This window comes from Virgibacillus aidingensis (genome assembly GCF_010994035.1).
Lineage (GTDB): Bacteria > Bacillota > Bacilli > Bacillales > Amphibacillaceae > Virgibacillus_N.
Genome location: NZ_WIXN01000004.1, coordinates 39,417 through 63,692 on the forward strand (window position 1 = coordinate 39,417; position 24,276 = coordinate 63,692).

Here is a 24,276-nt window from a genome sequence, read left to right on the forward strand (position 1 = left end):
CCTTTTTTACTTTACCAGCGCATTGGGGTCAATAATTAATGAAACCTGACCATTGCCCAAAATCGTTGCCCCGGAAATCGCAAATATCCCTTTCAAATAATTGCCCAGTGATTTCAGCACGACTTCCTTTTTGCCAATAAAAGCATCGACGATTAACCCCGTCATCCTCTCTCCCTTTTTCACAATTACTACGGATAAATGCTTTTGTTCCTTATCCTGTTCGTAACCCGGAACTTCAAGCACTTCCTTCAGTGACAGGAGAGGAATAATTTTCCCGCGGAAATCCATCACTTGTTGCCGGTGGGAATACATGATATCCTGCTCATTCAGCAATACAGTCTCGACGACGGAAGAAAGCGGAATTCCGAAAATTTCTTTCTGGACATGGACCAATAAACTGGAAAGGATCGATAAGGTTAACGGCAGCTGAATGGAAAATTTGCTGCCCCGGCCCGGATCCGATTCTATGAAAATATGGCCGCCCAGTGCGGCGATTTTATTACTCACTGCATCCAAACCAACTCCGCGTCCCGATATATCCGAAACTTTATCTGCTGTACTGAACCCGGAGGCAAGAATCAGCTGATAAACATCTTCATCCTTTAACTCCTCCGCACGATCCCCTGTAATCAATCCATTTTCTATCGCTTTTTGTACGACTTTTTCCCGGTTAATTCCTGCCCCGTCATCTTCTATCTCAATAAAAACATGATTGCCGCTGTGATAAGCACGCAGAATTAATTTTCCATTGCTTGGCTTTCCTGCCCTCCTGCGTGCTTCCTCAGTTTCAATACCATGGTCAATGGAATTGCGGATGAGATGAACCAGCGGATCCCCAATCTCATCGATCACTGTCCGATCAAGTTCCGTATCGGCCCCAATAATTTCAAGATCTATGTTCTTTCCAAGATCTTTAGCCAGCCCTCTCACCATGCGTGGAAACCGGTTGAAAACCTGTTCCACAGGCACCATACGCATCGTTAAAATTAAATCCTGCATGTCCTGGGAAACCTTTGCTATATGTTCCACAGTTTCCGTCAATTCAAGATCATTTTTCTTTGCGGAAATGTCTTCCAGGCGCCCCCGATCCAGTACCAGTTCTTCAAAAAGATTCATGAGCTGATCAATCCGTTCACTGCTGACACGGATAGTTTTGGAAGATGTATGCTTGCCATTATTATTCGCGGATGTAGACTGTGATTCTTTTGTCTTATCCAAATGATCCTGAACTGTTTTTTTATCCATTGCCTTCTTCACATTCATATCCAACGCGGTTAATGTAACAGATTCTATCTCGGAAATTGTATGTACACGCGCTTCAATTTCAGCTGCCGGCGCCTTTGATAAAACAACGACTGAAAACTGTGTCTCAAATTCTTCAGCCTCCAGCTCCTCCACCGCGGGAACCGATTTAATAATTTCGCCAAATTCCTCAAAAACTTCAAAAACCATATAGACACGCGCAGCTTTTAATAAGCAGTCCTCAGACAGATTTACCGTTATCTGAAAAGGGGTAAATCCCTGCTCTATCGCTTGTTTCACCACGGTCATCTGGTATTCATCCAAATTCATGTGAGGATTAAACTGTTCCTTTGCCGCTTTGTGCTCCAATTCTGTCTGGTCATCTCCGCCCTCAATATCTTTTAAATGTGAAACAAGTGCAGTAACATCCATACTGCCGCTTTCACCTTGGCGAATGGCCTCCACCATTTGCTCCAATGCTTCGACTGCCTGAAAAATAATATCGACCACATGTTCATTCACTTTCAATTCATTGTTTCTCATTTTATCGAATACATTTTCCATTTGATGGGTCAAAGATGCTATATCTTGAAATTGCATCGTGCCCGCCATCCCTTTTAATGTATGGGCCGAGCGGAAAATTTCATGAACCATCTCCAGGTTTTCCGGGTTTTTTTCCAGTTCCAGCAAATGGTTGTTAATGGCCTGTAAATGTTCATCACTTTCTTCAAGAAATACATCAAGGTAATCAGTTGTTTCCAATTCAGTTCCTCCTCTCAAAAAATTAATCAATTAGTAGAAAAAGTGCTAAATCCCCTGTACTTTCAAAGGCAATTGCTACGCTTATCCCCTGTTTAAAACCTGATAAGGTGGTATTTCCCTGCATAATAGTGGGGGAAGTAATATTAATATCGATACCTTCTGAAGCAATATTTGATGACAGCCCGCCTGCAACCATATTCCCGAGCTCTCCGCTAAATGATAAAAGCATTTCTCCTTCAAGAGGCATCCCATACATCGTTTGCCCGACTTCACTGAAAAAGGGCAATTCTCCTGATAAAACCAGCTTCCCATTAACATCACCGACAATACCAATCAGGACACCAAACTCGAGATTGAAATTTTGCTTCAACAGCTTTGGTGCAGATCTTGTATAGTTAATCGGAATGACACCATCCAGAGATGTTAACGTACTATTTAACAAGCTGGTAACCACTTTATTTCTTTCGTTTACCTTCATTTGCATTATTCCTGCTCCTCATCTTCCCTAATATCAATCTCATAGTTTGGCAGAATCTGTACTTCTACCCTTCTGTTTATTTCCATATTTTGTTTACTGGAGTTAGGTACAACAGGATGATGTTCCCCGAAGCCTTTAGCACTGAATTGCTCCGGGTTTAGCTTTTCATGTTCCAGCAATAACTCCATGAAATTGATCGCCCTTACCGCACTCAATTCCCAGTTGGATGAAAAATCGTGATTGTCTATCGGCCGGTTGTCAGTATGCCCGCTTACCACAATCTGATTAGGCGGGTCAGTATACAGAAAATTCGAGACTTCCTCCGCAATTTCCCTGCCTTCTTTCTTTACTTCAGCACTCCCGGTATCAAAGGAGACATCGTTGGATATGGTGACAAACAAACCTTCATTGGATAATTTCGTTCCCAGCTCTTCCGACAGATGGTTCTCCTCAATATAATGATTAATCTGCTTTTGCAATTCCTTTAATTTACGCAGTTCGCTGATTCCGTTCTGTTCCTCTTCATTTTCATCCATCTCTTCGCTATCTGCAGCAGGCAGCTCTTCCGGGGCTCCCTGGTCATCTTCCACAACACCAATTTCACCACTAAACTCGCTTTCAAAAATCTGCATCAGGCTTTCATATTTTTGGGAATCTACTTCACTCATGGCAAAAAGTACGATAAACAATGCAACTAAAAGTGTGAGCAAATCCGAATACGGCAGCAGCCACGATTCATTTATATGATTGTCTTTACGCCTCCTCACTTGTCGCATTTGTTCCCTCCTGATTTAGCATGGCCAGCTCTTCTGAAGATAAGTATGAACTCAGCTTATCTTTGATGATTTGCGGAGATTCCCCATTAGTAATGGACAAAATGCCTTCAATCATTATTTGTTTCACACGGACTTCATTTTCCGACTTCTCCCTTAATTTATTTGCAAAAGGATGCCATAAAATATAACCGGTGAAAATCCCCAATAGGGTTGCTACAAACGCAGCTGCAATAGCACTCCCGAGCATTTCCATATCGTTCAGATCACTCAATGCTGCAATTAATCCAATTACGGCTCCCAGTACGCCAAGAGTTGGCGCATAGGTTCCCGCCTGAGTAAAAATGGACACACCTTTTTGATGCCTTTCCTCCATCGCATATATTTTTTCCATCATTACTTCCCGGATAAAATCAGATGTCTGCCCATCTATGGTTAACTGCAGACCGGAACGCAAAAATGGATCCTCTATCCTTTGCATTTGCGCTTCCAGCCATAAAATGCCTTCTTTCCGTGTTGATTCTGCCCAGCCTGTAACCTCTGTAACGAAAGCTGCCGCATTGCTGTTTCTCTCTTCCGTAAATATGATCTTTAAAAGCGTTGGAATTTTTTTTAACGTGCTCATTGGAAAAGCGATTAATACAGCTGCTGCCGTACCTAAAATAATAATCAGTATGGCTGCCGGGTTAATGAGCGCCATGGGACTTACTCCTTTTAGTATCATTCCGGCCCCAACGGCAATAAAACCAAATAATAATCCGATAATTGATGCTCTATCCATCATGTAACCTCCATAAATTTATATAATGATTTTCAAATTGAACTATGTATACCTTGATTTTTAAACTTCCTTTCTTCTTCAAGCAGTACTTGATTATTTAAGGGGTTTAGTATGTGGATAGCTGACAAATGATGAAAAATCATTTATGTCCAAAGTCCTATCACGCACACATGCAATCAGTATTTGGCAATAAAAAAAGACTATCCAGTAACTAGAACAGCCAAAAGTAACATACATGAATGATTTTGGCAGCCAGGCGATCATAATGCCATATACAATGCACCTTAGACCCTTAACTTTGCGTCCTACCCTTTCGGATAGTTTGCCTTTTTCTACTGAAAACCGATATAACCATGGTACTTTATTCCTATCTATTATTTTATCGGCATACCGGAAGAATTATTTATATTGGTAAACAAATAAAATGTGAAAAAAAGGTGAAGCGGATTAAAAATAGCAGTCATACCTTGCATCATTTCTAATTATTTGGCAGCTGCTTCGTTTGACAGAAGCTTTGCGCTACTTTAAATAATCCGGAAGATTTGGCGAAGGATTGGTGCTGAAAAGAGGATATAAGGTGAAAAGATGAACCTGAAGAAAGTATAAAGCTTGTTATGAAGGTGCCGGGCAAGTTCCGGTCTTTCTTACTCAAAGAGCCGGTTTCCCTGGTTGGGGCAGGGTGGCCCAAGTGAACAAAGACAAGCGTAAAGTCACAACCAAAGCGCAAAACTTACCTTGATTGTGACAGGTATTCACTTACCGATTTAGAAAGTCTTTCATATATTGATTGGGAATAATAGCGATTCACCCATAGCGCAGCACCAGGATATGGTAGTATTCAACGAGCTGCACGCTTGCAGCCACCTGCTCAAATCAGTTGCTCCTCTGAAACAATCACTCCGTCTTCATCCGCATAAACGTATTCCCCCGGTTTCCAATGAACATTGCCAAAAGAAAGTTTTACATCCCGCTCGCCTATCCCATTCTTTTTACTTTTCAAGGGATTCGTTCCAAGGGCAAAAATTCCCGTATCCATTGCCGCAAGATCTGCAGAATCACGGACACAGCCATTAATAATAATTCCTGCAAGTTCCCGGGATGCCGCAATTCCGGCAAGACGGTCGCCCATTAATGCACAATTTCTGGAGCCTCCGCCATTCACTACAATAACAGACCCAGCCGGCACAGAATTCAGCGCCTCTTCAAATAGAACGTTATCTTCATAAACATCCACTGTTTCAATTTTACCGTAGAACCGCTTCCTTTTTCCGAATGATTGAAATTCCAAATGACACACCTGCACAGAGCTTGCATGGTCATCACACAAATCCGCTGTCTTAAAATTTGTCATATATATTCACCTCAGCTAAATATTCTTAATTCTCTCTTTTATTATGAAGGAATTATAATGAAATGCAATAAGGAAGGAGATAAGAAATGTTTACAGTGGATTTAGACTACGGGGGGCGTTATATACATTATCCTTGGATGACGAGGTATTCTCGGGGACGTCATTCGCCCATTTTTTCTCGATGACATACCTGAGAACCTTTCTCGGGGGGTGTCATCTGCGCACTTTTTCTCGATGACATACCCGAGAGGCTTTCTCGAGGTCGTCATCTGCGCTTTTTTGCCCGATGACATACCTGAGAAGCTTTCTCGAGGTCGTCATCCCAGCATTTTCTCTCAATGACATACCCGAGAATATCCCTTTGCCACGTCATTTACTGATTTTCACTAAATATGTACTTGAGAACAATAAAGCTGCACGCTTATGAAAAATGTCTGACTGAGGTTTATCGATAAAGATTTCCGATGCTTTTCCAACGCTCCCCGGTTTAAAACTCCCTGGATAATATAAGTTTCAGCACACCAGTATTCCAAAAAGCAGATTCCCCACCCCTCTATAATGGTTCAATATGCCAACTTATGTTACTATAAATTCAGAATAGCAAAAAAATCCTATTCCATAGAAAGAAAGGAGTTCTTCATTTTGGAAGTGACATTAAATGGTAAGCGCTTACTTGTGAAGGAAAACCGTACTGCCTTGGATATTATGACTGAAAATGATGTGGAAGTGCCAAGCTTGTGTTACCACCCGAGTCTTGGAGCAATCGAAACCTGTGATACATGCATCATCAACGTAAACGGCAAACTCGTCAGGGCATGCTCCACCCCGATTCAGCATGGAGATGTAATCAGCACGAATGACGAAGAATCCCATGAGGCACAGACCCTCGGCCTTGACCGGATTTTGGGCAACCATGAATTATACTGTACGATTTGTGATTATAATAACGGGGACTGCGAGATACATAACACCGTAAAAGAAATGCAGATCAAACATCAGGACACCCCGTTTGAAAGCAAAGACTATGAAAAAGACCGCAATTCTTTTTACCGCTATGACCCGGATCAGTGTATCCTTTGCGGACGCTGTGTGGAAGCCTGTCAGGATGTGCAGGTCAATGAAACGTTAACCATTGACTGGGAAAGGCAGCAGCCACGGGTGATCTGGGACAAAGATACACCAATTGAAGATTCATCCTGCGTGAACTGCGGCCATTGTGCAACAGTTTGTCCATGCAATGCCATGATGGAAGTCGGCATGGAAGGGGAAGCCGGTTTTCTGACCGGATTGCTTGAATCCACCAAACGCCCGATGATCAACATTACCAAAGAAGTGGAAACGGGCTACGACCAGCTCATGACCGTATCCGATGTCGAAGCATCCATGCGGGAAAACCGCATTAAAAAAACCAAGACAGTCTGCACTTACTGCGGTGTCGGCTGCTCCTTTGATGTATGGACAAAAGGCCGTCATGTATTGAAAGTGGATCCGCAGGTAGAATCCCCGGCCAATGGCATTTCCACCTGTGTAAAAGGAAAATTCGGCTGGGATTTCGTCAATAGTGAAGAGCGTCTGACCAAACCGCTGATCCGCGATGGAGACGCCTTCCGCGAAGCAGAGTGGGAAGAAGCTCTTGATGTCATTGAGGCCAATTTCAAAAAACAAATGGAAAAAAACGGCCCTGATGCGCTTGCTTTTGTCAGCTCTTCCAAATGCACCAATGAGGAATCCTATCTCATGCAGAAGCTTAGCCGCGCTGTTGTCGGTACAAATAATATTGACAACTGCTCCCGCTACTGCCAGTCGCCGGCAACGATGGGGTTATGGCGTACTGTAGGCTATGGCGGCGACTCCGGATCCATTACAGATATCGCCAAAGCAGAACTTATCATCATCGTCGGCTCCAATACTGCCGAATCCCATCCGGTCATTGCAACCAGGGTTAAACGCGCACAAAAGCTGCATGGCCAAAAAGTGATTGTTGCCGACCTTCGCAAAGGCGAAATGGCCGATCGAGCTGACCTGTTCATTCATCCAAATCCGGGCAGTGATTTAATTTGGCTGTCAGCCGTGACAAAATATATCATTGACCAGGGCTGGCATGACGAGGAATTTTTGAAAAAACATGTCAATCATGTTGATGAATATATGAAGAGCCTTGACATGTATACACTGCAATATGCAGAAAAAACAACCGGCCTTTCCAAAGAAGAACTGGTGGAAATCGCAGAATCTATTCATGAAGCAAAAACAACATCCGTTCTCTGGGCAATGGGGATCACCCAGCACGGCGGCGGCAGCGATACAAGTACGGCTATTTCCAATCTATTGCTCATCACAGGAAATTACATGAAGCCGGGTGCCGGCGCGTACCCACTGCGCGGGCATAACAATGTGCAGGGAGCGAGTGATTTCGGGAGTATGCCTGACCGGTTTCCGGGATATGAAAAAGTTACGGAGAAAGAAGTCCATGCCCGCTATGAAAAAGGCTGGGATACCAAGCTGCCTGAAGAACCCGGTCTCAATAATCATGAAATGGTGGAAGCCATTCATGAGGGGAAATTGCGCTCCTTATATATTAAAGGTGAAGAAATGGCACTGGTCGATTCCAACGCCAATTATGTACAGGCCGCATTTGAAAAACTCGATTTCTTTGTGGTACAGGATATATTTTTCTCTAAAACGGCAGAATTTGCGGACGTAGTACTTCCTGCAAGCCCAAGCTTTGAAAAGGAAGGAACATTTACCAATACTGAACGCCGCATCCAGCGTCTGTATAAAGTATTCGATCCGCTCGGGGATTCCAAGCCGGACTGGGAAATTATTATGGCAGTTGCCAACCGGCTCGGCGCGAACTGGAACTATACCCATCCCGGTGAAATTATGGCAGAAGCTGCGAGCCTGAGCCCGATGTTTGCGGGGGTCAGCTACGACCGGCTGGAAGGCTATGACAGCCTGCAATGGCCAGTGGCAGCAGACGGAACAGACACACCGCTATTATTTGAAAATGAGTTTCCATTTTCAGACGGCAAAGCAAGACTTTTTCCGGTCGAATGGACGGAACCAATCACATTTGGGGAAGAATATGATCTCCATATCAATAATGGCCGTATCCTGGAACATTTTCATGAAGGCAACATGACCTATAAATCAGAGGGAATTTCCAAACACACGCCAAGCGTATTTTTGGAAGTATCACCGGAACTTGCTGAAGAACGGGGCATTACTGATGGCACCGTTGTACGGCTGACATCTCCATACGGAAAGGTCAAGGTCCCTTGTGTAGTTACTGACCGCGTAAAAGGAAAAGAGCTTTATCTGCCAATGAATGACCAGGGTACAGGCGGGATTAACTACCTGACCAGCTTCCATGCCGATAAAGATACGGACACACCGGCATATAAAGAGGCAAATGTAAAAATGGAAATACTGCAGCCAACCGGTGAAAATCCGCTGCCGAGAATCAATCACAGAAATGGGAACCCGCAGCCGCAAATCGGGGTGAAGGTGGAACAGAAATGGGCGCGAAAAGACTATTTCTTCCCAGGCGATATGGTAAGAGCCAGAAGGGGGCGCGACAATGGCTAAAGCAACCAAAGTGATCCACCGCATTCAGCCCAGCGAGGAAACGCTGCGACAACAGGATTTGCAGGAAATTGAAGACGCCCTCGCGGAAAATAAAGAAGCGGTCATCGAAACCCTTGAGCTGTTGAAACAAATCCATGGTACAGAACTGCCGAATATGTTAAAAGCAATCATTGCGGAGCGGGAGGAAGTACTGGAGCAGATCGTCACGTTTATGGACGGCTCGGACATTACCCGTTCCCTGAGCAATGCGATGCAGCTGTTTACTGTACTGGGGCAATTTAATGTTGAAGAAATGGAACCTATTGTGAAAAAATTGAACGCCGGAATGAGTGAAGTCGCACATAGGAACAGCAAAGGAGGCGGGGGGATTCCTTCCCTTCTTCAGGCCATGACAGACCCAGATGTGATAGAAGGATTGAATACCGGACTCGCTTTTGTGAAAGGGCTGGGTAAATCCGATACGGATAAAGATATTGAGGAGTCAGCACCGGTAAGACAGCATAAAAATGAAAAGGCCTCCGGCACAAAATGGATGGCCGCAGCTGCAGCAGGAGCATCACTGCTCGCATTGCCGCTTTTATTCAGGAAAAAGTAACAGCATTGCCCGTGGCTGCGTTAAAATGCTCGCACCGTCATAAAAGTTTAGCCGGACATCCATAGAGAAGTATGCGAAAAGATGCAGCCCGCCTGTATAAGGTTACGATTATAAAATAAATACAACTCTCTTTCTGTAAGGACTGACAGGAAGATCGCTCCATACGAATTGCCGGATGTCTTTATACGTATGTGAGTGCATCAGCAAAAATGGTCCCCATCTATTTAAAGATGCGGACCATTTCATTTTTCACTTATTATAACTGCTCAATCTCTTCAAATTCAGCATCAAATTCTTCTTCATACTGTTTCTGTAAATCTTCTATTTTATTACTTTTTTCATCCATCTCACCAGTCATTTGATCCACTTCTTCTCCCAATGTCATCATGGCATCAAAATCGCCATCTGTCATTGCAACAACTAGTTCAGATGTTTTTTCCAAAATGTCCAAAGTCATATTCATTCCATCAGTGAGCGCAGTATAGTATTCCTGTGCTTCCTCTGTGCCCGGTTCTGTGTAATCTTGAATATACGCTCTGTTTTCATCAATAACCGATTGCAAGTCCTCTTCAAAATAGGTAATCAATTCATCCCCTGAAATAGCACCACTTTCAAATTCCACAGCTTTTTCCTCAATACCTTCCGCTAATTCAAAAATTGGTTCAGCCACATTGTCTTTTATGTCCGTGTGGAACTCCTCCAATTCCTCTTTAGGGCTTGCTGAACACCCTGAAAGTACTGCCATGATAAATAATGCACTAAAAATAAATAATACCGGCTTTTTCATTTAACTATCTCCCTCGTATTCATTTTTCTTATAAAATCCAACATTCAACATATCACAACAGCCCTGTTTGGGCAACTTGCTGCATGTTTTCGAGGGATGATTATTCCTTTTATTTTACTGTCAAAAATGGAAATACAGGCATTCATCAGACACTATTCAACCGGAATATTCCTGGGAGTGACATATTTTGTTGATGAGCCTCCGTATGTTACGCAGTCCCAAGCACTCCCCGAAAAAACTAAGCCGCTTCTCCCAGCTCACTGACTGTCCCCCGCTTCATATTCCTCCAAAATATTTTCTATGACAAAATCCACTGCTTTAAATGCTTCTTCAGAAATAAATGCTTTATCATACTGATCGATGAGATAGCTTTGCAGATTGCTTACATGCCTGATGACTTTATCCGTCTGTCCCTGTCCGGCAAAAATTTCCACTGCGGAAAGGTGCATCATGAGCGTGCGGAATGTTTCATCCTGAATTTCCCCTTCTTCATTCAATGCTTCTGCCAGTACCTTTAAATCGCTTAAGCCTATGACCACCAACGCATCACGGGCCTGTTCCACGTTTTCCAGTGCGTGATCCACTTCCTGCTGTGTTGCCTCCTCATCTTCCAGCACTTGATTCGCTTCCGCCACGGCATCCTGCAGGCTTTCCCAGCTTTCCGTGGTGTAAACATTTTCATTTAATCCGCGGATCTCCTCCAATATTTCTGTCAGTGCTTCTTTATTAACCAGCTGCGGCGGCTCGCGATGCTCTGTATGCTGTTCATAGGCATAAGCCAGCTCAATTAAAGTTGCTTCTTCAAATGGTCTCGATAAAAACTCCACCCCTACAGGAAGTCCATTCTCTGTAAATCCTGCCGGCACGGTAATCGCCGGAAAACCGCTAAAAGCACTTAATCTATTATTGCTTCCAGAACGCTGACCTCTGCCAATTTCTGCAGGAGGATTGGTGGAAGTCGGATATACCAGGGCATCGAGCCCATGATCTGCCATTGCCTTCAGCAAGCCATTTTGCGACTGCTGCGTCCGGAACAGTAAAATATCCTTATACTCCTCCGTATCCAATGTTTCCCTTTCATTTCTTTGAATTAAAGACCGTTCGACAGAATCCAAATATTCACCCGACTCAATAATCTCCGTTAATGAGCTGTATGGCGCGGCATCCCCCATTGCTTCCAAATAATCATTGAGCTGGAATTTGAATTCCCAGCTGCTTAAACTCGGATAAGCGGTTATTTCACTCAACTTATCAATCTCAACATCCAATACTTCTGCACCGGCCGCTTCCATATCCTGAATAGCCTGGTCAACTAAACTGTTTACCTCTGCGTCACCCCGCTGAAAAAGCTGTCTGATCACACCAATCTTTGCACCTTCCAACCCGTCCGGATTCAAATATGCCGTATAGGTTTCCGGATAATTATTGATGCTTTTTGCCGTTTCAATATCATTCGGATCATATCCTACTGTGGCATCCAATAAAAGCGCTGTATCTTCCACTGTTCTTGTCATCGGACCGCCAATATCCTGTGTCAAAGCAAGAGGTATAATTCCATCCCGGCTGGCAAGCCCCATCGTCGTCCGGATTCCTACTAAACTATTAAACGCTGAAGGCAGCCGGATAGACCCGCCTGTGTCCGTCCCCAGCCCGGCAACAGCAAAGTTGGAGGCAACACTTGCTGCCGTTCCACCGCTCGAACCACCCGGATTATGAGCCAAATTATACGGATTCAACGTTTGCCCGCCCAATGAGCTCTCCGTTGTAATCCCAAATGCAAACTCATGCAAATTGGATTTTGCCAGAATAATCGCCCCTGCTTCTTTAAGTTTTTTTACTTGAAAAGCATCATCTGCAGCTATCGAATCTCTTAAACAAAGACAGCCTGCTGAAGTCGCCATTCCTTCCATATCAAAATTATCCTTTACAATGATCGGAATCCCGTGCAGCGGACTTCTCGGACCGCTGATTTCCCTTTCTTCATCCAATGCGATTGCTTCTTCCACTGCATCCTCATTCAGTGTAATGATAGAATTAATGCTTGGTCCCTGCTGATCATATGCATCAATCCGGTCCAGATAGTAATGCACAAGTTCTTCTGCTGTGAGATCACCTTCCTCCATTTGTTCCTGGATTGACGCAATGGTTGCTTCTTCCAGTTCAAAAGACTCCAGGCCTGCTGCAGGTGAAGCCGCAATCGCGCCGTTGAGGCCGGGAACAGCTATGAATATAAACGTCAATAATAAGAGTAAACGGTGTTTTAACCTCATTTTATCCTCTCCCTTTGTCTAAAATAGACAAGTAATTAGCTTAAATAACAAGTTTTTTCGCATAGAATCTTCGCCACTTTTCTTTTTACAAAAAACTATGTGCTCACAATCTGCTTTTCCAACACTCCTTCCCTGGAAAATATATAAAACTGGCAGCTGCTTGCTGTTAATCAAAAAATACCATTCCTATACTTAATCTGTATATGGTATAAAGGAATGGAAGTTTAGACATTATTCGACATACTTATAGCTGCATAATTTCGTAGAGTTAATATAAAATTAATGCAGGACAGGGCTATTACACTAATTTTACTGCTGAAGCGTGTTTGGAAGCCCTGCAATTTGACTCATTTTTATACAAAAATAACAGACCCGGACAATGCCGGTTAGCTCAAATGGCCCATTATATTTTCAGAAAAATATTTACTATATCCGTTTTTATATCAGGGATAAAAATGATTTGGCAGACGAAAAACTTGGAAGAGAAGAAAATCAATGCAGGGTATTTTGACATGCGAAATTTGCAGGAACATGCAGAAATTAAGAATGAATAACCTGCTAGGGAATATGATAACTTGTAAAGGATATTAACTATGGAAAAGTGCAATAAATATGATGGCATAATTAACAACGTGAAATAAAGCCGGTCTGCAACGCAGCTGACTTACAAAAACAAGCTATTATCTTTTGGAAACAGCCATAATTCGAACGGGATACTAGCTGTCACTTGATAAACCAATCTTCGTCAGGAAAAAATCAGCACTTACTTCCTTATAACACGGCAGATCTTCAGCCGAGAGGTGGGAATATATCGGTGGTTAAAAAATGGAGAGGATGAAGCAGTTCCATTTTAATGGATAGTTTTACAGGTTAATAAAAACTGTTATTTACAAAACCCGCGGAGCAGCTGGCTCCTTTAAAAGGTAACGCTCGATAAAATCAGCTAAGCCATCCTTTTCATGATGACCGGTTACAACATCTGCGGCTGCTTTTATTTCCTCGCCGGCATTTGCCATTGCAGCACTGATTCCGGCATTTTTTAGCATTTGCATATCATTGGGACCGTCGCCTATGGCCGCTGTTTCATCAGGATGAATCCCAAACTTTGCAATCAGTTCTTGAATCCCGGCCCATTTAGAGACACCTTCCGCCACAATCTCAAAACCGTCCTGCCAATCAATTACCTCCACTCCACTACAAAACATATAAGACAATTGTGAACCATGATTTCCAGTTCTGACACTGTATTTCAGCACATCCCTGTAATCCGCATTCTGCAGATCGCCAATATATTTTGGCACAATGCGGCTTTCCTCTGTCCACTCCTCTACCTCCCTGCTCTTCCTGTTGCAATAGAGCCCATCAGCAGTGTGAACCATAACATTGCACGAGTTCTCGTTTGTAACACGGTAAAACTGCTCCTCATCCAGGATGACCGGATTCATATGTGCAATTCTCCCCGTAAATCCGTCGTAAATGGAAGCACCATTCAGACAAATCATCGGCGTTTTCAAATCAAGATGGCTATGGTAAGGTGCCGTTATTTCATACTGGCGTCCTGTCGCCAGGAAAACTTTTACACCATGATTCATCAACTTGGTTATTGCCTCCGCATTTCGCCGGGAAATCTTATTGGACGACTTTAGCAATGTCCCGTCCATATCAATAAACAATGCACGTATACGCATATTTTTCATCCCTCCTTCCTTTTCACATCAAGTCTATCATTTCAATGTTAAGCATAGGTTAATGAAATGTATTGATTTTGTAAATGATGGAATGAGATAAGCCAGTAAATCCTATTTAAGGAAGCCTCTATGTTACATAATTCAACAAAATTCAAGGGACGATCCATCAGTTGTTTTAATGTCTCCTCAAAAAATACTTATATAATTTGCGGCCGCTGGCAAGAAATGCATGTAATCAAGTATACTTAAAGAAGCAGAGATAAGGAGTGGTATTATGGAGGAAATGATTTTTAGATATATGGATACGATTCGTGACCATACGGTAAACACAATAAATGAAATGACGGAAGAAAAAGCGGATGTGATTCCGCCGGGCTTTAATAACAATATACGCTGGAATTTTGGTCACATTGCTTTTATCCAGGATCGGGTGACCCTTAAACTGCTTGGAGAAGAAATGGGAGTCCCGAAAATTTATAAATTGCTGTTTGCTCCCGGCACAAAGCCGGCTAATTGGCAGTTCCCAGCACCATCTTTAGAAGAACTCTCGCAGGAATTAACCAATCAAAAATCAAGAATCAGAGATTTTCTTACAGGGCGGCTCGACGAAAAACTGGAAACACCATTTACAAATGGAATAGGACTAACCTTCTATACGATCGGCGAGTGTTTATTATTTACGTTTTATCACGAAGCATTACATATGGAATCAATTAAAAGAATTAACCTTGCCATCAATCAGGACAATAACTAACCACGTGATGAATGGATAAAGTGCTCCACCTTGACTTCATTTTTTGAGGTACACCTGTATTTCAGTATCTTACAGATACGGGATAGGAACACATAATAACTTTGGCAGCTATCAAAAAATTCGAAAGGTGCCTGTGTATTCAGGATCACTATCATATTGCATCATCAATTAAAAGACTGCACCCCAAAGATAAAATTGAAGTGCAGTCTTTTATGGTTTATACGTGATTAAGTCAGATGAAATGGATTAAACATTCCCGCTGAATTTTACCGCATTCTACGGGGGGGCCAGGTCTACTCCCGCTCTCTGATCAAATAATCAGCACTAACCATCAGCACGTTATATGCCCTGTCTGAAATAAGATCATTCTGTTGCTGATGATCCAGCAGCAGCTTGAAGCTCTCCAGGTGTCTTACCACTTTTTCATCCATTCCCTGTTCTTCATAAGCATTCACGGCAGTCAGATGGACACTCAAGGCACGGGCAGTTTGATCATCCGCGAATTCTCCGGACTCCTTATAGCTGTCAACAAGTGTAATCATATCTGCTACACTGCCAGCTGTATCCTCTGAGGCAGACGAAAAGATGCTGTTTGCCAAAAGACGATAGCTGTATTCTGTGTGCGCTCTGAATGCCAGATCATTGGCAAAAAGCGTAATTTCGGTGTCTTCCAGCTCCTGTGTAAAGGCAAGCGTCTGACCTTGTGCTCTGTCGTTGCCAGGCCACCACCCTGCAACATAGAAATCATCATCGCCGCTGAAGGATGCCAATACTTCCGCATCTTCAGGAACAGAACTAATCCATGCTCCGGAAGTAGTATACAAAAGCTCATTCTCCTGGTAACCGGAAGTCAGCATATGATCATGGACGGTCGCTTTAACCAATCCTTCATGACCGTTTCTGGTGCTGCCGAAGCTGAACCCCGGGAGTGCGCCGCTGTTATTCACGGCATTTAGTGCGCTGACACCAATCCCTACAAACGACTTTCCGGATAAACTATCGAGATTAAAGTTTCTTGAATCACTTACCACAACATCTGCTTCAGCCTGGTCGACCAGGTCAAAACCAAGATCCCTCAGGGAAAATGCCAATTGCCCTGATCCATTTATCGCTGCTTTCGGCTGTATTAGTACCTCTGTTTTTAACCGGGTGGAACTATCCAAAGCCGATGCTTCAAAATAATAGTCATTGCCATATCGCAATAAGTCTGCTGTGCTGACGATAAAATCGCCCTTATTCACGTCATCATTAGTTTCGACCGCTCTTTCCACCAATACTCCATTTCCCAAAAGCTCATTTACCAGTTTGACTGTATCATTGTTCGTATTTTTCAACACTTGTTTGGAGGCATCTCCATCTGCTTCACCTGTCGGCAGTGTGACACTTTCCATTTCAGAAGTATTTTCAAAAACACCCGGCTCACGGACTTCTTCTATATCAAAACCGCGCAGCGCCGGGAAATTCACGACAATCGGGTCATACATCGCGTTCCAGTCGGATACATTTTCCCCTTCGTATAGCATGGCATTTGCCAGCCCGCGTTTTGCCTGATTCATTGGCACGACAAACGTTCCTTCAGGATACGTATTGCCATTCACCTGCGTATCACTGGTCGTTTGTTCCACCTTTACTCCATTGCGGAGCAAATAATCCACCATTTTATGTGCCTGCAAGTTATTTTTTTGATTTTCTCCGTCAGTTGGAATCACATAGTAATCAGGGAAGAAATTTTCGTTATCCCCTCTTTGTCTGCCGATCGATTCCCCGGCTGCATTTATAAAATATTCATCCACTGCACGGTTATCTTCCCCATCTACGCCGCGTTTAAATATTTCAAGCTGGTCCTTATACAGTTCATCCTTATTTTCAGTGACGTATAAAGTAGAACCCAAACCTGTCCCGACCGCCGCGTGGAGACTATCCTGACTTAATGTCGGCACTTCCACGGTATGGCCCATCGATCCATGCAGCATGGCAAATGTGGCTGTATAGGCGGGAGTCATATCATCCCAGCCGTCTGCCCAGTCAAGTGCCGGAATAAAATAGGAATCCAAATCCGAGTTGCCGACGCCGGCTTGTCCCATTGCATGGGCCTGGTCAATCATATTGTCATAAAGCAGGTCATACTCGTAATTCGGATTATGCGGAGGCGTCGTTGGCTCGATTAAAAATCCGTTTACGTAGCCGTGCAAATCAATAAACGACAGTGGTGTCCAGTCTGCAATTACCTGTGTCACCTGCTGCGTTTCTATCTGAGTCTGATAGTGATTGTCGCGGTTCAAATCAAAGCCAAGTGCATTGGCCCGTGTATTTGCAGCCCTGCCATCCGGATTATTTGTAAACATGTATAAGAAAATCACATCATCAAGAACTTCATCCATCTCCAGCGTTTCAGTTCTTTCTTCCTCTTCTTCTGTGATATCAAAAGTGATTTCATCCTCCAGTGCAAATTTCTTGAATAGTTCAACCTGGGCATCCACCCCTTCCACTTCATCCGGGTGAATGTTATTAAACCAAATTGGAATTTGATAGTCACCTATTGTATCGTTTTCTATTTCCTCTATTAAACTTTCAGGGTCTTCCAATGCTTGAGGCAGTGTTTCTTCCAAATAAGTATCCACCGCTTCCTCATCCCTTGCCAGAATCACAAAATGCAGGTCACGCCCCTCTGCTGACTGGCCGAGATTCTGATATTCCAGATAACGGTCATTTGCATCCTCTGCTTCTTCAAACACTTGATCTATAGCCGGCTTTATTTCATCGTAAAATAAAAATTCGTCATATACATTCAGTTTGACATCTGCCGCTGCCTTTTCCCCGTTTTCCGGGTTGATCATCGCCAATTCGTATTCGCCGATAAACTGCTGGTACTGCGTGCGAATCGTCCGGTTTGATAAATTAGCAGTGTTATAGGGCAGGCCAAACTCGATTGTAGCTGTTACCTCGGTTGTGCCATCAACATATGAAGGTCCATCTATGACGTTAATAAATGGCTCCCCATTATAGTTATTGCCCCCGCTCCATTTTTTCCACTCGGAAAGGCTTTTTCCTCCAAACTCAAACTCCAGTTCATCAAGGTCCACCTCTTCACCAAAGTCGGCCTGAACCTCTACTGTGCGTATTTCCGTAAGAGAAAAAATATCTCTGCTTACATCCAGCTCCGTTGTCTCACTTGTTTCGGCTGCGCTAATTGTATCAACAGGCATCGAAACAGGAAATACGAGCGCAAGAGCCAATAAAATTGCCAGCCAGCCTCTAAATAAGTTCTTCATTCATTCTCCCCCTCCCATTATTTTCGGTCCCAAAGACTGCGCTGAATGCGCGTCCTGCCGTATAAAACTTGGGACTGCGATAAAAGCTCGTCCCATCGTAAAAAAGCCAATCCTGAAAAAGCTCGAACTTTGCCCGATTATTTTCTCAGGGTCAGCAGTTCCAGGAGAAAAGCTGGTTCCCTCCTGAAAAATAGATTTGATACTCAAAATAAACAGATTATTATTCAAAATACCATACTATTAATATAACTGTATATAGTATAAAAGCAGGGATTTTTAGACGTTTTCCGACAATGGCATATGTATAAAGTGAGGTTTTATGGAGAAGAAAATGTCAAAATCGGGTCTATTACACTACTTTCCCGCATCATCAATCGGGACTGCAAAAATGAGCATGTCATTAGCCCAATAAAAAAGGAGGTAATCATAGATTTATAGATCTATTGGACTAGTACAAGTTGTCAAATAATTGCAGTAACAAAATTTATGCTGCAAAAAAAAGGGAACACAAGGTTCCCAGTTTCAAAAGCTTTTCGTTCGTTCATTCCCTGAACTGCTCTTGCCATTAATCTATTAAATTATTTTGCCATCTTTCCACTGAAAAGCTCACATTGCTGTAAAGTTTGTTTTCCCATCTTTCAAGCAATAGATTTGTATCACTGTTAAGCCTGCTATAGGCTGCTCTTTCGATGGATCCGTTTTCCCGCTGATGATCAATCAAATCTTTAAATCCATTTAAGTGCTTAACCATCTTTTCTGCATCTTCTTCTTGTTCATAAATTTCCAGTGCAGCCAAGTGGTTATCCAATAAACGTGCATCTCTTGCATTTTCAAACTGTCCTTCTTCCGTAAAGCGTCCCGTAACAACATCCCGCATATCTGTTATGTTGTCCGTCCAGTACCTTGGAATTTCAGTAAGGAAATCATCCCCGTTCAAATCATCGATGGTACCATCTGCAGCCCGTGTAATCATACCCCATAAGCCGTTTTCCACACGATCTATCAATTCCTGATCATAGCCATATGCAGGCTGCTGTCCAGGCATTTCGAACAGAACGGTCGCAGTACCGTTAAGCGCAAGGGCAGATCTTGCCTGTCCAGGATAGTCCCGCTCCTGGAAGTGTATATACTGAGCCACACCTGACTCCTCTTCGTCAGATAATTCTTTTACACCAAGTGCAGCGGCCAGCGAGTAACGCTTAGACTTGTCCTGGTCCAATAATGGCCAATCATCGTATTTACCACTGTCTTCAGGACCAAGCGGCGGAAAGTCGATAGCAATGGTGACAGGTTCACCTGTTTTATTCATATCCGGAGTCCCCATATGATGTACATCAACAAACAGCTCTACATGTCCAAACTCATCACGCAATTCGATATAAAGATCTCTAAGCGCCTGGGACTCACTTGTAAGGAAAAATCCTGGCAACAGTGTATTCCCCGGTAAATCCTCTGCTTGTACTTCATAGTCCAAATCCGCATTAAAATCACGGTTTATATCAAAACCTTCAGCTCTTGAATTATAGTACCAAGCTGAGTCGGCCCCTTCCAAATGCGGGTAAGTTTCCACTACTTGTTCCCATGGAAAGACATTTTGTCTTTGTGTCAATACGGCACCATCCATGTTAAAACGAGGAATGAAAACGATGGTCACCTCATCCCGGATATGCTGGGAAAAAGAGCTGTCATCCGCAAGCTTTTCCAGCATGCTGATAATTGCCTCAGGACCACTAAACTCATTCCCATGAATTTGACCATTGATGATGGCCACCTGGTCACCTGTTCCAACACGTGCCATAGGGATGTCCGTTCCTTGAGAGGATTGTCCCAAAGTTCCAAGTTCCACTTTTCCGTCGCTGGCTTCCTCAATGTCGTTCAGCCTTTCTATCATCTCTTCATTGGTCATCCAATCTTCCTCGGCTTCAGCTGAAATTCCACTGACCGGAATGAACATGATTAATAAAACCACTGCAGAAAAAACTATTTTTTTCCATGCGTTGTCCCTTAACATTGTATTCATAATATCCTCCTTAAAATTTTTTTAATCGGACCTGGTTTCATAGATTCATGGTTGTTATGAGGTATTATCGTAATACATTTAAATCAGCCTCCCTCAATAAAAATTTTCCTGTATGTTAACTTCCTATGGTGTTTTAATTAATCTCAGATTATGAATCTTACAATTACACAGCAAACTCCATAACCTGTAATTTATTTTAAATCTTCCTTTTTGCTTCATTTTCCGAATCTATCACAGCAGACCGCTCTTTAAATTCTCCTTCAGTTCCTGCTACAACTACAGAAGCGGAGGCATCCCCCACAATGTTCACTGTAGTCCGGAACATATCAAGGATCCGGTCGATACCGGCGATTAAAGCAATTCCCTCAAGCGGCAGACCAATGGAAGCCAGAACCATGGCGAGCATGATCATTCCCGCACCCGGTACTCCTGCAGTTCCAATCGAAGCAAGCACTGTCATAAGCACAACGGTAAGAATCTGCATCAGGGATAGTTCCAGTCCATAGAACTGGGCAATAAACATGACTGCAACACCTTGATAAATAGCTGTCCCATCCATATTTATGGTCGCTCCCAGCGGCAGAACAAAACTGCTTATCTTATTTGATACACCTAAATTTTCCTGTGTATTTTTCATCGTTACCGGCAATGTTCCCGCACTGCTGGCTGTACTGAAGGCCACTACAGCAGCAGGTGTAATTCCTTTAAAAAATGTAAAAGGATTCATTCCCGAAAATACTTTTATTGATGAAGAATACACTATGATGGCATGTAACAGACAAGCAATGGCGACTGCCAAAATCACTTTTAAAAGCGGCAGCAATACGGAGGCGCCATACTCTCCAATGATCGGAGCGACAAGCCCTAAAATTCCAATGGGTGCAAACCGCATAATCACACCGGTAATCCAAAACATGATTTCAGCAAACCCATCAAAAAAGCGGTGAACAGGATCTGCTTTTTTGCCAACCACCGTAATGGCCAGTCCAATAAAAATAGCAAAGAAAATAATCTGCAGCATTTCACCCTGTGTTAAAGCGGTGAATGGGTTCTCAGGCACAATATTAAGTAATGTCTGGATAACTCCTTCAGATTCATTTACTTCCACTTCCTCTGTTACTGCCGTGTCCAGCGACAAACCCTCACCAGGTGAAATTAGAAATGCCAGGCCCAGGCCAATTATAATAGCTATCGCTGTGGTGATAAGATAAAAACCGACCGTTTTGGAACCGACTCTTCCCAGTGACCTTATGTCACCAATACTTGCTACCCCAATAACAAGCGTAGCCAGCACTAATGGTGCAATAATGAAATTAATCAGCCTTAAAAATAAATCGCCCAATGGCGCTATTATTTCAATTGATTCGCCGAATATAATGCCAAGCGTGATAGCAATAACAAATGCGATTAAAATTTGCGTCAATAGGTTTGCTCTAAGCAATCTCATAAATTTCCCTCCTTTATAGATTTTAACGACACTTCCTATATTTGTATCTATACACCTTTATTCCTATCACCCCCTTACAAATAATTGTAATCGCTTACTTTTCCGACAATCTAAATATTACAAAATATTTTAAATACATTTACAATAACTGGTTCTCCCTGCTATTATAAAATATAAACTACGATAATTAACTAAAAACTACAAAAAGTACATTTTATTTGAACTTTTTATGGCTGCAGGGAGGCAATTGAAAATTGGTCCCTTTGTTAAGAAACAATAAATATATCTTTTTTTATGTAATGATTCTCATTCCCTTAGCCGGGGAATTGAATTTTTATCCTTTTAATGATTCTTTTCGTGTCAGCTTTGGGATGCCAACTTTTTTCTTTTTTTTATTGATAACACACAAAAAAGTTCCTGCTGTTCTATCGGGAATTTTAGCAGGGACAGCCGTTGTCACTTTTCGGATTTCACTGGATTTGTTTCATGATGACCTATTCAGCGCTTTTATCCAGCATTACCCGACTTTTTTTTACTACTTCACTTTCGGTTGTCTGTTTTATGTAACAAGAGCAAAACGCTTTATAAAGCGATCAATTTTAATCAGTCTTTTGGGAACATCCTTTGATATTTTAGCAAGTTTGGGGGAACTGACGTTTCAATATATCGCTTTTCACTCCATGATCACCTTTGAAGACATTCAAAAAGTGAGTATAATAGCGATCTTCAGAAGTTTTTCCACCGTAGGTTTATTAAATCTGCTAATTCTTTATAGAACACAATTAAAACAGGCAGAAATACAAAAACAAAATGATCAGCTTACGTTAGTCATTTCCAGTTTGTACGAGGAATCAATTCATTTACAGAAGACGCTGGTGAACAGTGAATCTATTACCAAAGACGCCTATCATTTATATACAAAACTATTAAACGTGGAAAATAATCCGGAATTAACCCAAATGGCGCTGAAAATTGCTGGAGAAACTCATGAGATCAAGAAGGATAACCAAAGAATTCTTTCAGGACTCTCCAGACTTATCACGGATAAAAGTTTCTCGGAGCATATGGAAATAAACAAAATAGTGGATCTTGCGGTAACTTCCAATAATAAGTATGCCCGTTCATTAAAAAAAGATATTAAAATTATTTCCCATACACAGGGAGAACATCCCCGTTATCATGTATACCAAATCCTTTCCATGATCAATAACCTGATTGCAAACGCAATAGAAGCAATTGAACATGAAGGAAAAATATATATCAGTGTAAGAAGGGCAGATGATATGGCTGAATTTCAAATTACAGATAATGGTCCGGGAATTCCAAACAATCAAATGCATGTAGTTTTCAAACCCGGGTTTACGAATAAATATGATCATGCCGGCAGCTCATTCACTGGAATAGGGTTAACCTATGTAAAAGGGATGGTTGAAAGCCTGGAAGGGGAAATATCCCTGCAAAGCAAGGTTGGGAAAATAAGCGGAACGTCTTATAAAATACAATTGCCAATGAAAAATATAGCGATGAAAGAGTGATATGATGTTATTTTATATCGTGGATGATGATGAAAGCACACGTGCCATGCTGGCTGAAATCATAGAAGATGGTGACTTGGGAGTCGTAGTAGCCGAAGCGGAGAATGGTTCCAAACTGGACAAACAATACTCTCTCTTAAAAAAAATAGATATTTTACTCATTGATTTATTAATGCCTGTAAAAGATGGCATCGAAACCATCCAGGACCTCAAACCTGTTTTTCAGGGGAAAACGATTATGATTTCCCAAATAGAATCAAAAGAATTAATTGAAAAGGCGTATTCCCAGGGAGTCACCTATTTCATTACGAAACCAATAAATAAAATAGAAGTCCTGTCCGTGATTAAAAATGTGATAGAGAATATCCAGTTGGAAAAGTCCATTCATAATATATATAAATTAACAGAAAACCTGCTTCCCGATAACCCCGCTGAGGAACAAAGCGGCAACTCAAGCAGCGATTTAACAGCAAGTGCCGAGTTTCTCTTGTCCGAAGCAGGAATTACCGGTGAAAAAGGACACCAGGATTTATTGGATATCTTAAACTTTCTATTTAAATATGAAAGGGAAGAAACGTTTAATGACGGTCTGCCTCCATTAAAAGATATTTATTTAAAAGTGATACAGGATAAAAAAGAGCTTTCTTCACAGCAGGTATTAAACCGGGAAATCAAAGCTGCTGAACAGCGAATCCGCAGGGCCATATACCATTCATTGACACATTTTGCTTCCCTCGGGTTAGAAGATTTTATGAATCCGACATTTGAAAAATATGCACCCAAATTTTTTGATTTTGACATTGTACAAAAAAGGATGGAGGAGATTAAAAATAACCGTCCATCCACCCCGCCAATCCGGGTAAATACGAAAAAATTCATCCTTGTGCTTTATTTTGAAGCAAAGCAGTTACTGGCATAGTGATGCCTGTCAGC

General features: G+C 42.4%; 16 protein-coding genes and 1 riboswitch. Of the genes, 5 read left to right on the forward strand and 11 right to left on the reverse strand.

The window, feature by feature from the left end:
• Positions 1–6 precede the first annotated feature (6 nt).
• From GHD25_RS04490 to rraA, 5 genes are all read right to left on the reverse strand, one after another.
• Positions 7–2,004 carry a chemotaxis protein CheA gene (locus GHD25_RS04490; protein WP_164215180.1) on the reverse strand — a complete coding sequence of 666 codons (1,998 nt, stop codon included), beginning with the start codon at positions 2,002–2,004 and terminating at the stop codon, positions 7–9.
• Positions 2,005–2,026: 22 nt separating this feature from the next.
• The gene (locus GHD25_RS04495) at positions 2,027–2,488 is read right to left on the reverse strand and encodes a chemotaxis protein CheX (RefSeq protein ID WP_164215181.1); all 462 of its coding nucleotides are present in this window, start codon (positions 2,486–2,488) and stop codon (positions 2,027–2,029) included.
• Positions 2,488–3,258, reverse strand: coding sequence for a flagellar motor protein MotB (locus GHD25_RS04500; protein ID WP_164215182.1), 771 nt, complete (start codon positions 3,256–3,258; stop codon positions 2,488–2,490). The genes GHD25_RS04495 and GHD25_RS04500 overlap by 1 nt, the downstream gene beginning before the upstream one ends.
• Positions 3,236–4,036 carry a flagellar motor stator protein MotA gene (gene motA, locus GHD25_RS04505; protein WP_164215183.1) on the reverse strand — a complete coding sequence of 267 codons (801 nt, stop codon included), beginning with the start codon at positions 4,034–4,036 and terminating at the stop codon, positions 3,236–3,238. The genes GHD25_RS04500 and motA overlap by 23 nt, the downstream gene beginning before the upstream one ends.
• A 244-nt stretch (positions 4,037–4,280) precedes the next feature.
• A riboswitch (cyclic di-GMP riboswitch) is annotated at positions 4,281–4,373 on the reverse strand.
• Positions 4,374–4,904: 531 nt separating this feature from the next.
• The gene (rraA, locus tag GHD25_RS04510; protein ID WP_164215184.1) at positions 4,905–5,387 is read right to left on the reverse strand and encodes a ribonuclease E activity regulator RraA; all 483 of its coding nucleotides are present in this window, start codon (positions 5,385–5,387) and stop codon (positions 4,905–4,907) included.
• Between the two features lie 558 nt (positions 5,388–5,945).
• On the opposite strand from rraA, the gene fdhF reads away from it, so the two are divergent.
• The gene (gene fdhF / locus GHD25_RS04515; RefSeq protein WP_164215185.1) at positions 5,946–8,975 is read left to right on the forward strand and encodes a formate dehydrogenase subunit alpha; all 3,030 of its coding nucleotides are present in this window, start codon (positions 5,946–5,948) and stop codon (positions 8,973–8,975) included.
• Positions 8,968–9,570 carry a helical membrane plugin domain-containing protein gene (locus GHD25_RS04520; protein WP_164215186.1) on the forward strand — a complete coding sequence of 201 codons (603 nt, stop codon included), beginning with the start codon at positions 8,968–8,970 and terminating at the stop codon, positions 9,568–9,570. Before fdhF ends, GHD25_RS04520 begins: the two co-directional genes overlap by 8 nt.
• A gap of 256 nt (positions 9,571–9,826) precedes the next feature.
• Here the strand turns inward: GHD25_RS04520 and GHD25_RS04525 are convergent, their stop codons facing one another.
• The 3 genes from GHD25_RS04525 to GHD25_RS04535 form a co-directional block, all read right to left on the reverse strand.
• Positions 9,827–10,357: a hypothetical protein gene (locus tag GHD25_RS04525; RefSeq protein ID WP_164215187.1), complete on the reverse strand. Its 531-nt coding sequence runs from the start codon at positions 10,355–10,357 to the stop codon at positions 9,827–9,829.
• A 257-nt stretch (positions 10,358–10,614) separates the two neighbouring features.
• The gene (locus tag GHD25_RS04530) at positions 10,615–12,627 is read right to left on the reverse strand and encodes an amidase family protein (RefSeq protein WP_164215188.1); all 2,013 of its coding nucleotides are present in this window, start codon (positions 12,625–12,627) and stop codon (positions 10,615–10,617) included.
• An 887-nt stretch (positions 12,628–13,514) separates the two neighbouring features.
• Positions 13,515–14,315 carry an HAD family hydrolase gene (locus GHD25_RS04535; RefSeq protein ID WP_164215189.1) on the reverse strand — a complete coding sequence of 267 codons (801 nt, stop codon included), beginning with the start codon at positions 14,313–14,315 and terminating at the stop codon, positions 13,515–13,517.
• A 274-nt stretch (positions 14,316–14,589) separates the two neighbouring features.
• Here GHD25_RS04535 and GHD25_RS04540 point away from each other — a divergent pair, with 274 nt between their 5' ends.
• Entirely contained in the window at positions 14,590–15,069 is a 480-nt protein-coding gene (locus tag GHD25_RS04540) for a DinB family protein (protein WP_164215190.1), read from the forward strand.
• Positions 15,070–15,362: 293 nt separating this feature from the next.
• On the opposite strand, the gene GHD25_RS04545 is transcribed toward GHD25_RS04540, so the two are convergent.
• From GHD25_RS04545 to GHD25_RS04555, 3 genes are all read right to left on the reverse strand, one after another.
• Positions 15,363–18,341, reverse strand: coding sequence for a M14 family metallopeptidase (locus tag GHD25_RS04545; RefSeq protein WP_164215191.1), 2,979 nt, complete (start codon positions 18,339–18,341; stop codon positions 15,363–15,365).
• 565 nt (positions 18,342–18,906) lie between these two features.
• Positions 18,907–20,361, reverse strand: coding sequence for a M14 family zinc carboxypeptidase (locus GHD25_RS04550; protein WP_164215192.1), 1,455 nt, complete (start codon positions 20,359–20,361; stop codon positions 18,907–18,909).
• A 196-nt stretch (positions 20,362–20,557) separates the two neighbouring features.
• Positions 20,558–21,808, reverse strand: a complete 1,251-nt coding sequence (locus GHD25_RS04555) for a dicarboxylate/amino acid:cation symporter (protein ID WP_164215193.1) — start codon at positions 21,806–21,808, stop codon at positions 20,558–20,560.
• A gap of 395 nt (positions 21,809–22,203) precedes the next feature.
• Here GHD25_RS04555 and GHD25_RS04560 point away from each other — a divergent pair, with 395 nt between their 5' ends.
• On the forward strand, positions 22,204–23,343 hold the full coding sequence (locus GHD25_RS04560) for a sensor histidine kinase (protein ID WP_164215194.1): 1,140 nt from the start codon (positions 22,204–22,206) through the stop codon (positions 23,341–23,343).
• A 4-nt stretch (positions 23,344–23,347) separates the two neighbouring features.
• Positions 23,348–24,262, forward strand: coding sequence for a response regulator (locus tag GHD25_RS04565; protein ID WP_164215195.1), 915 nt, complete (start codon positions 23,348–23,350; stop codon positions 24,260–24,262).
• Positions 24,263–24,276 lie beyond the last annotated feature (14 nt).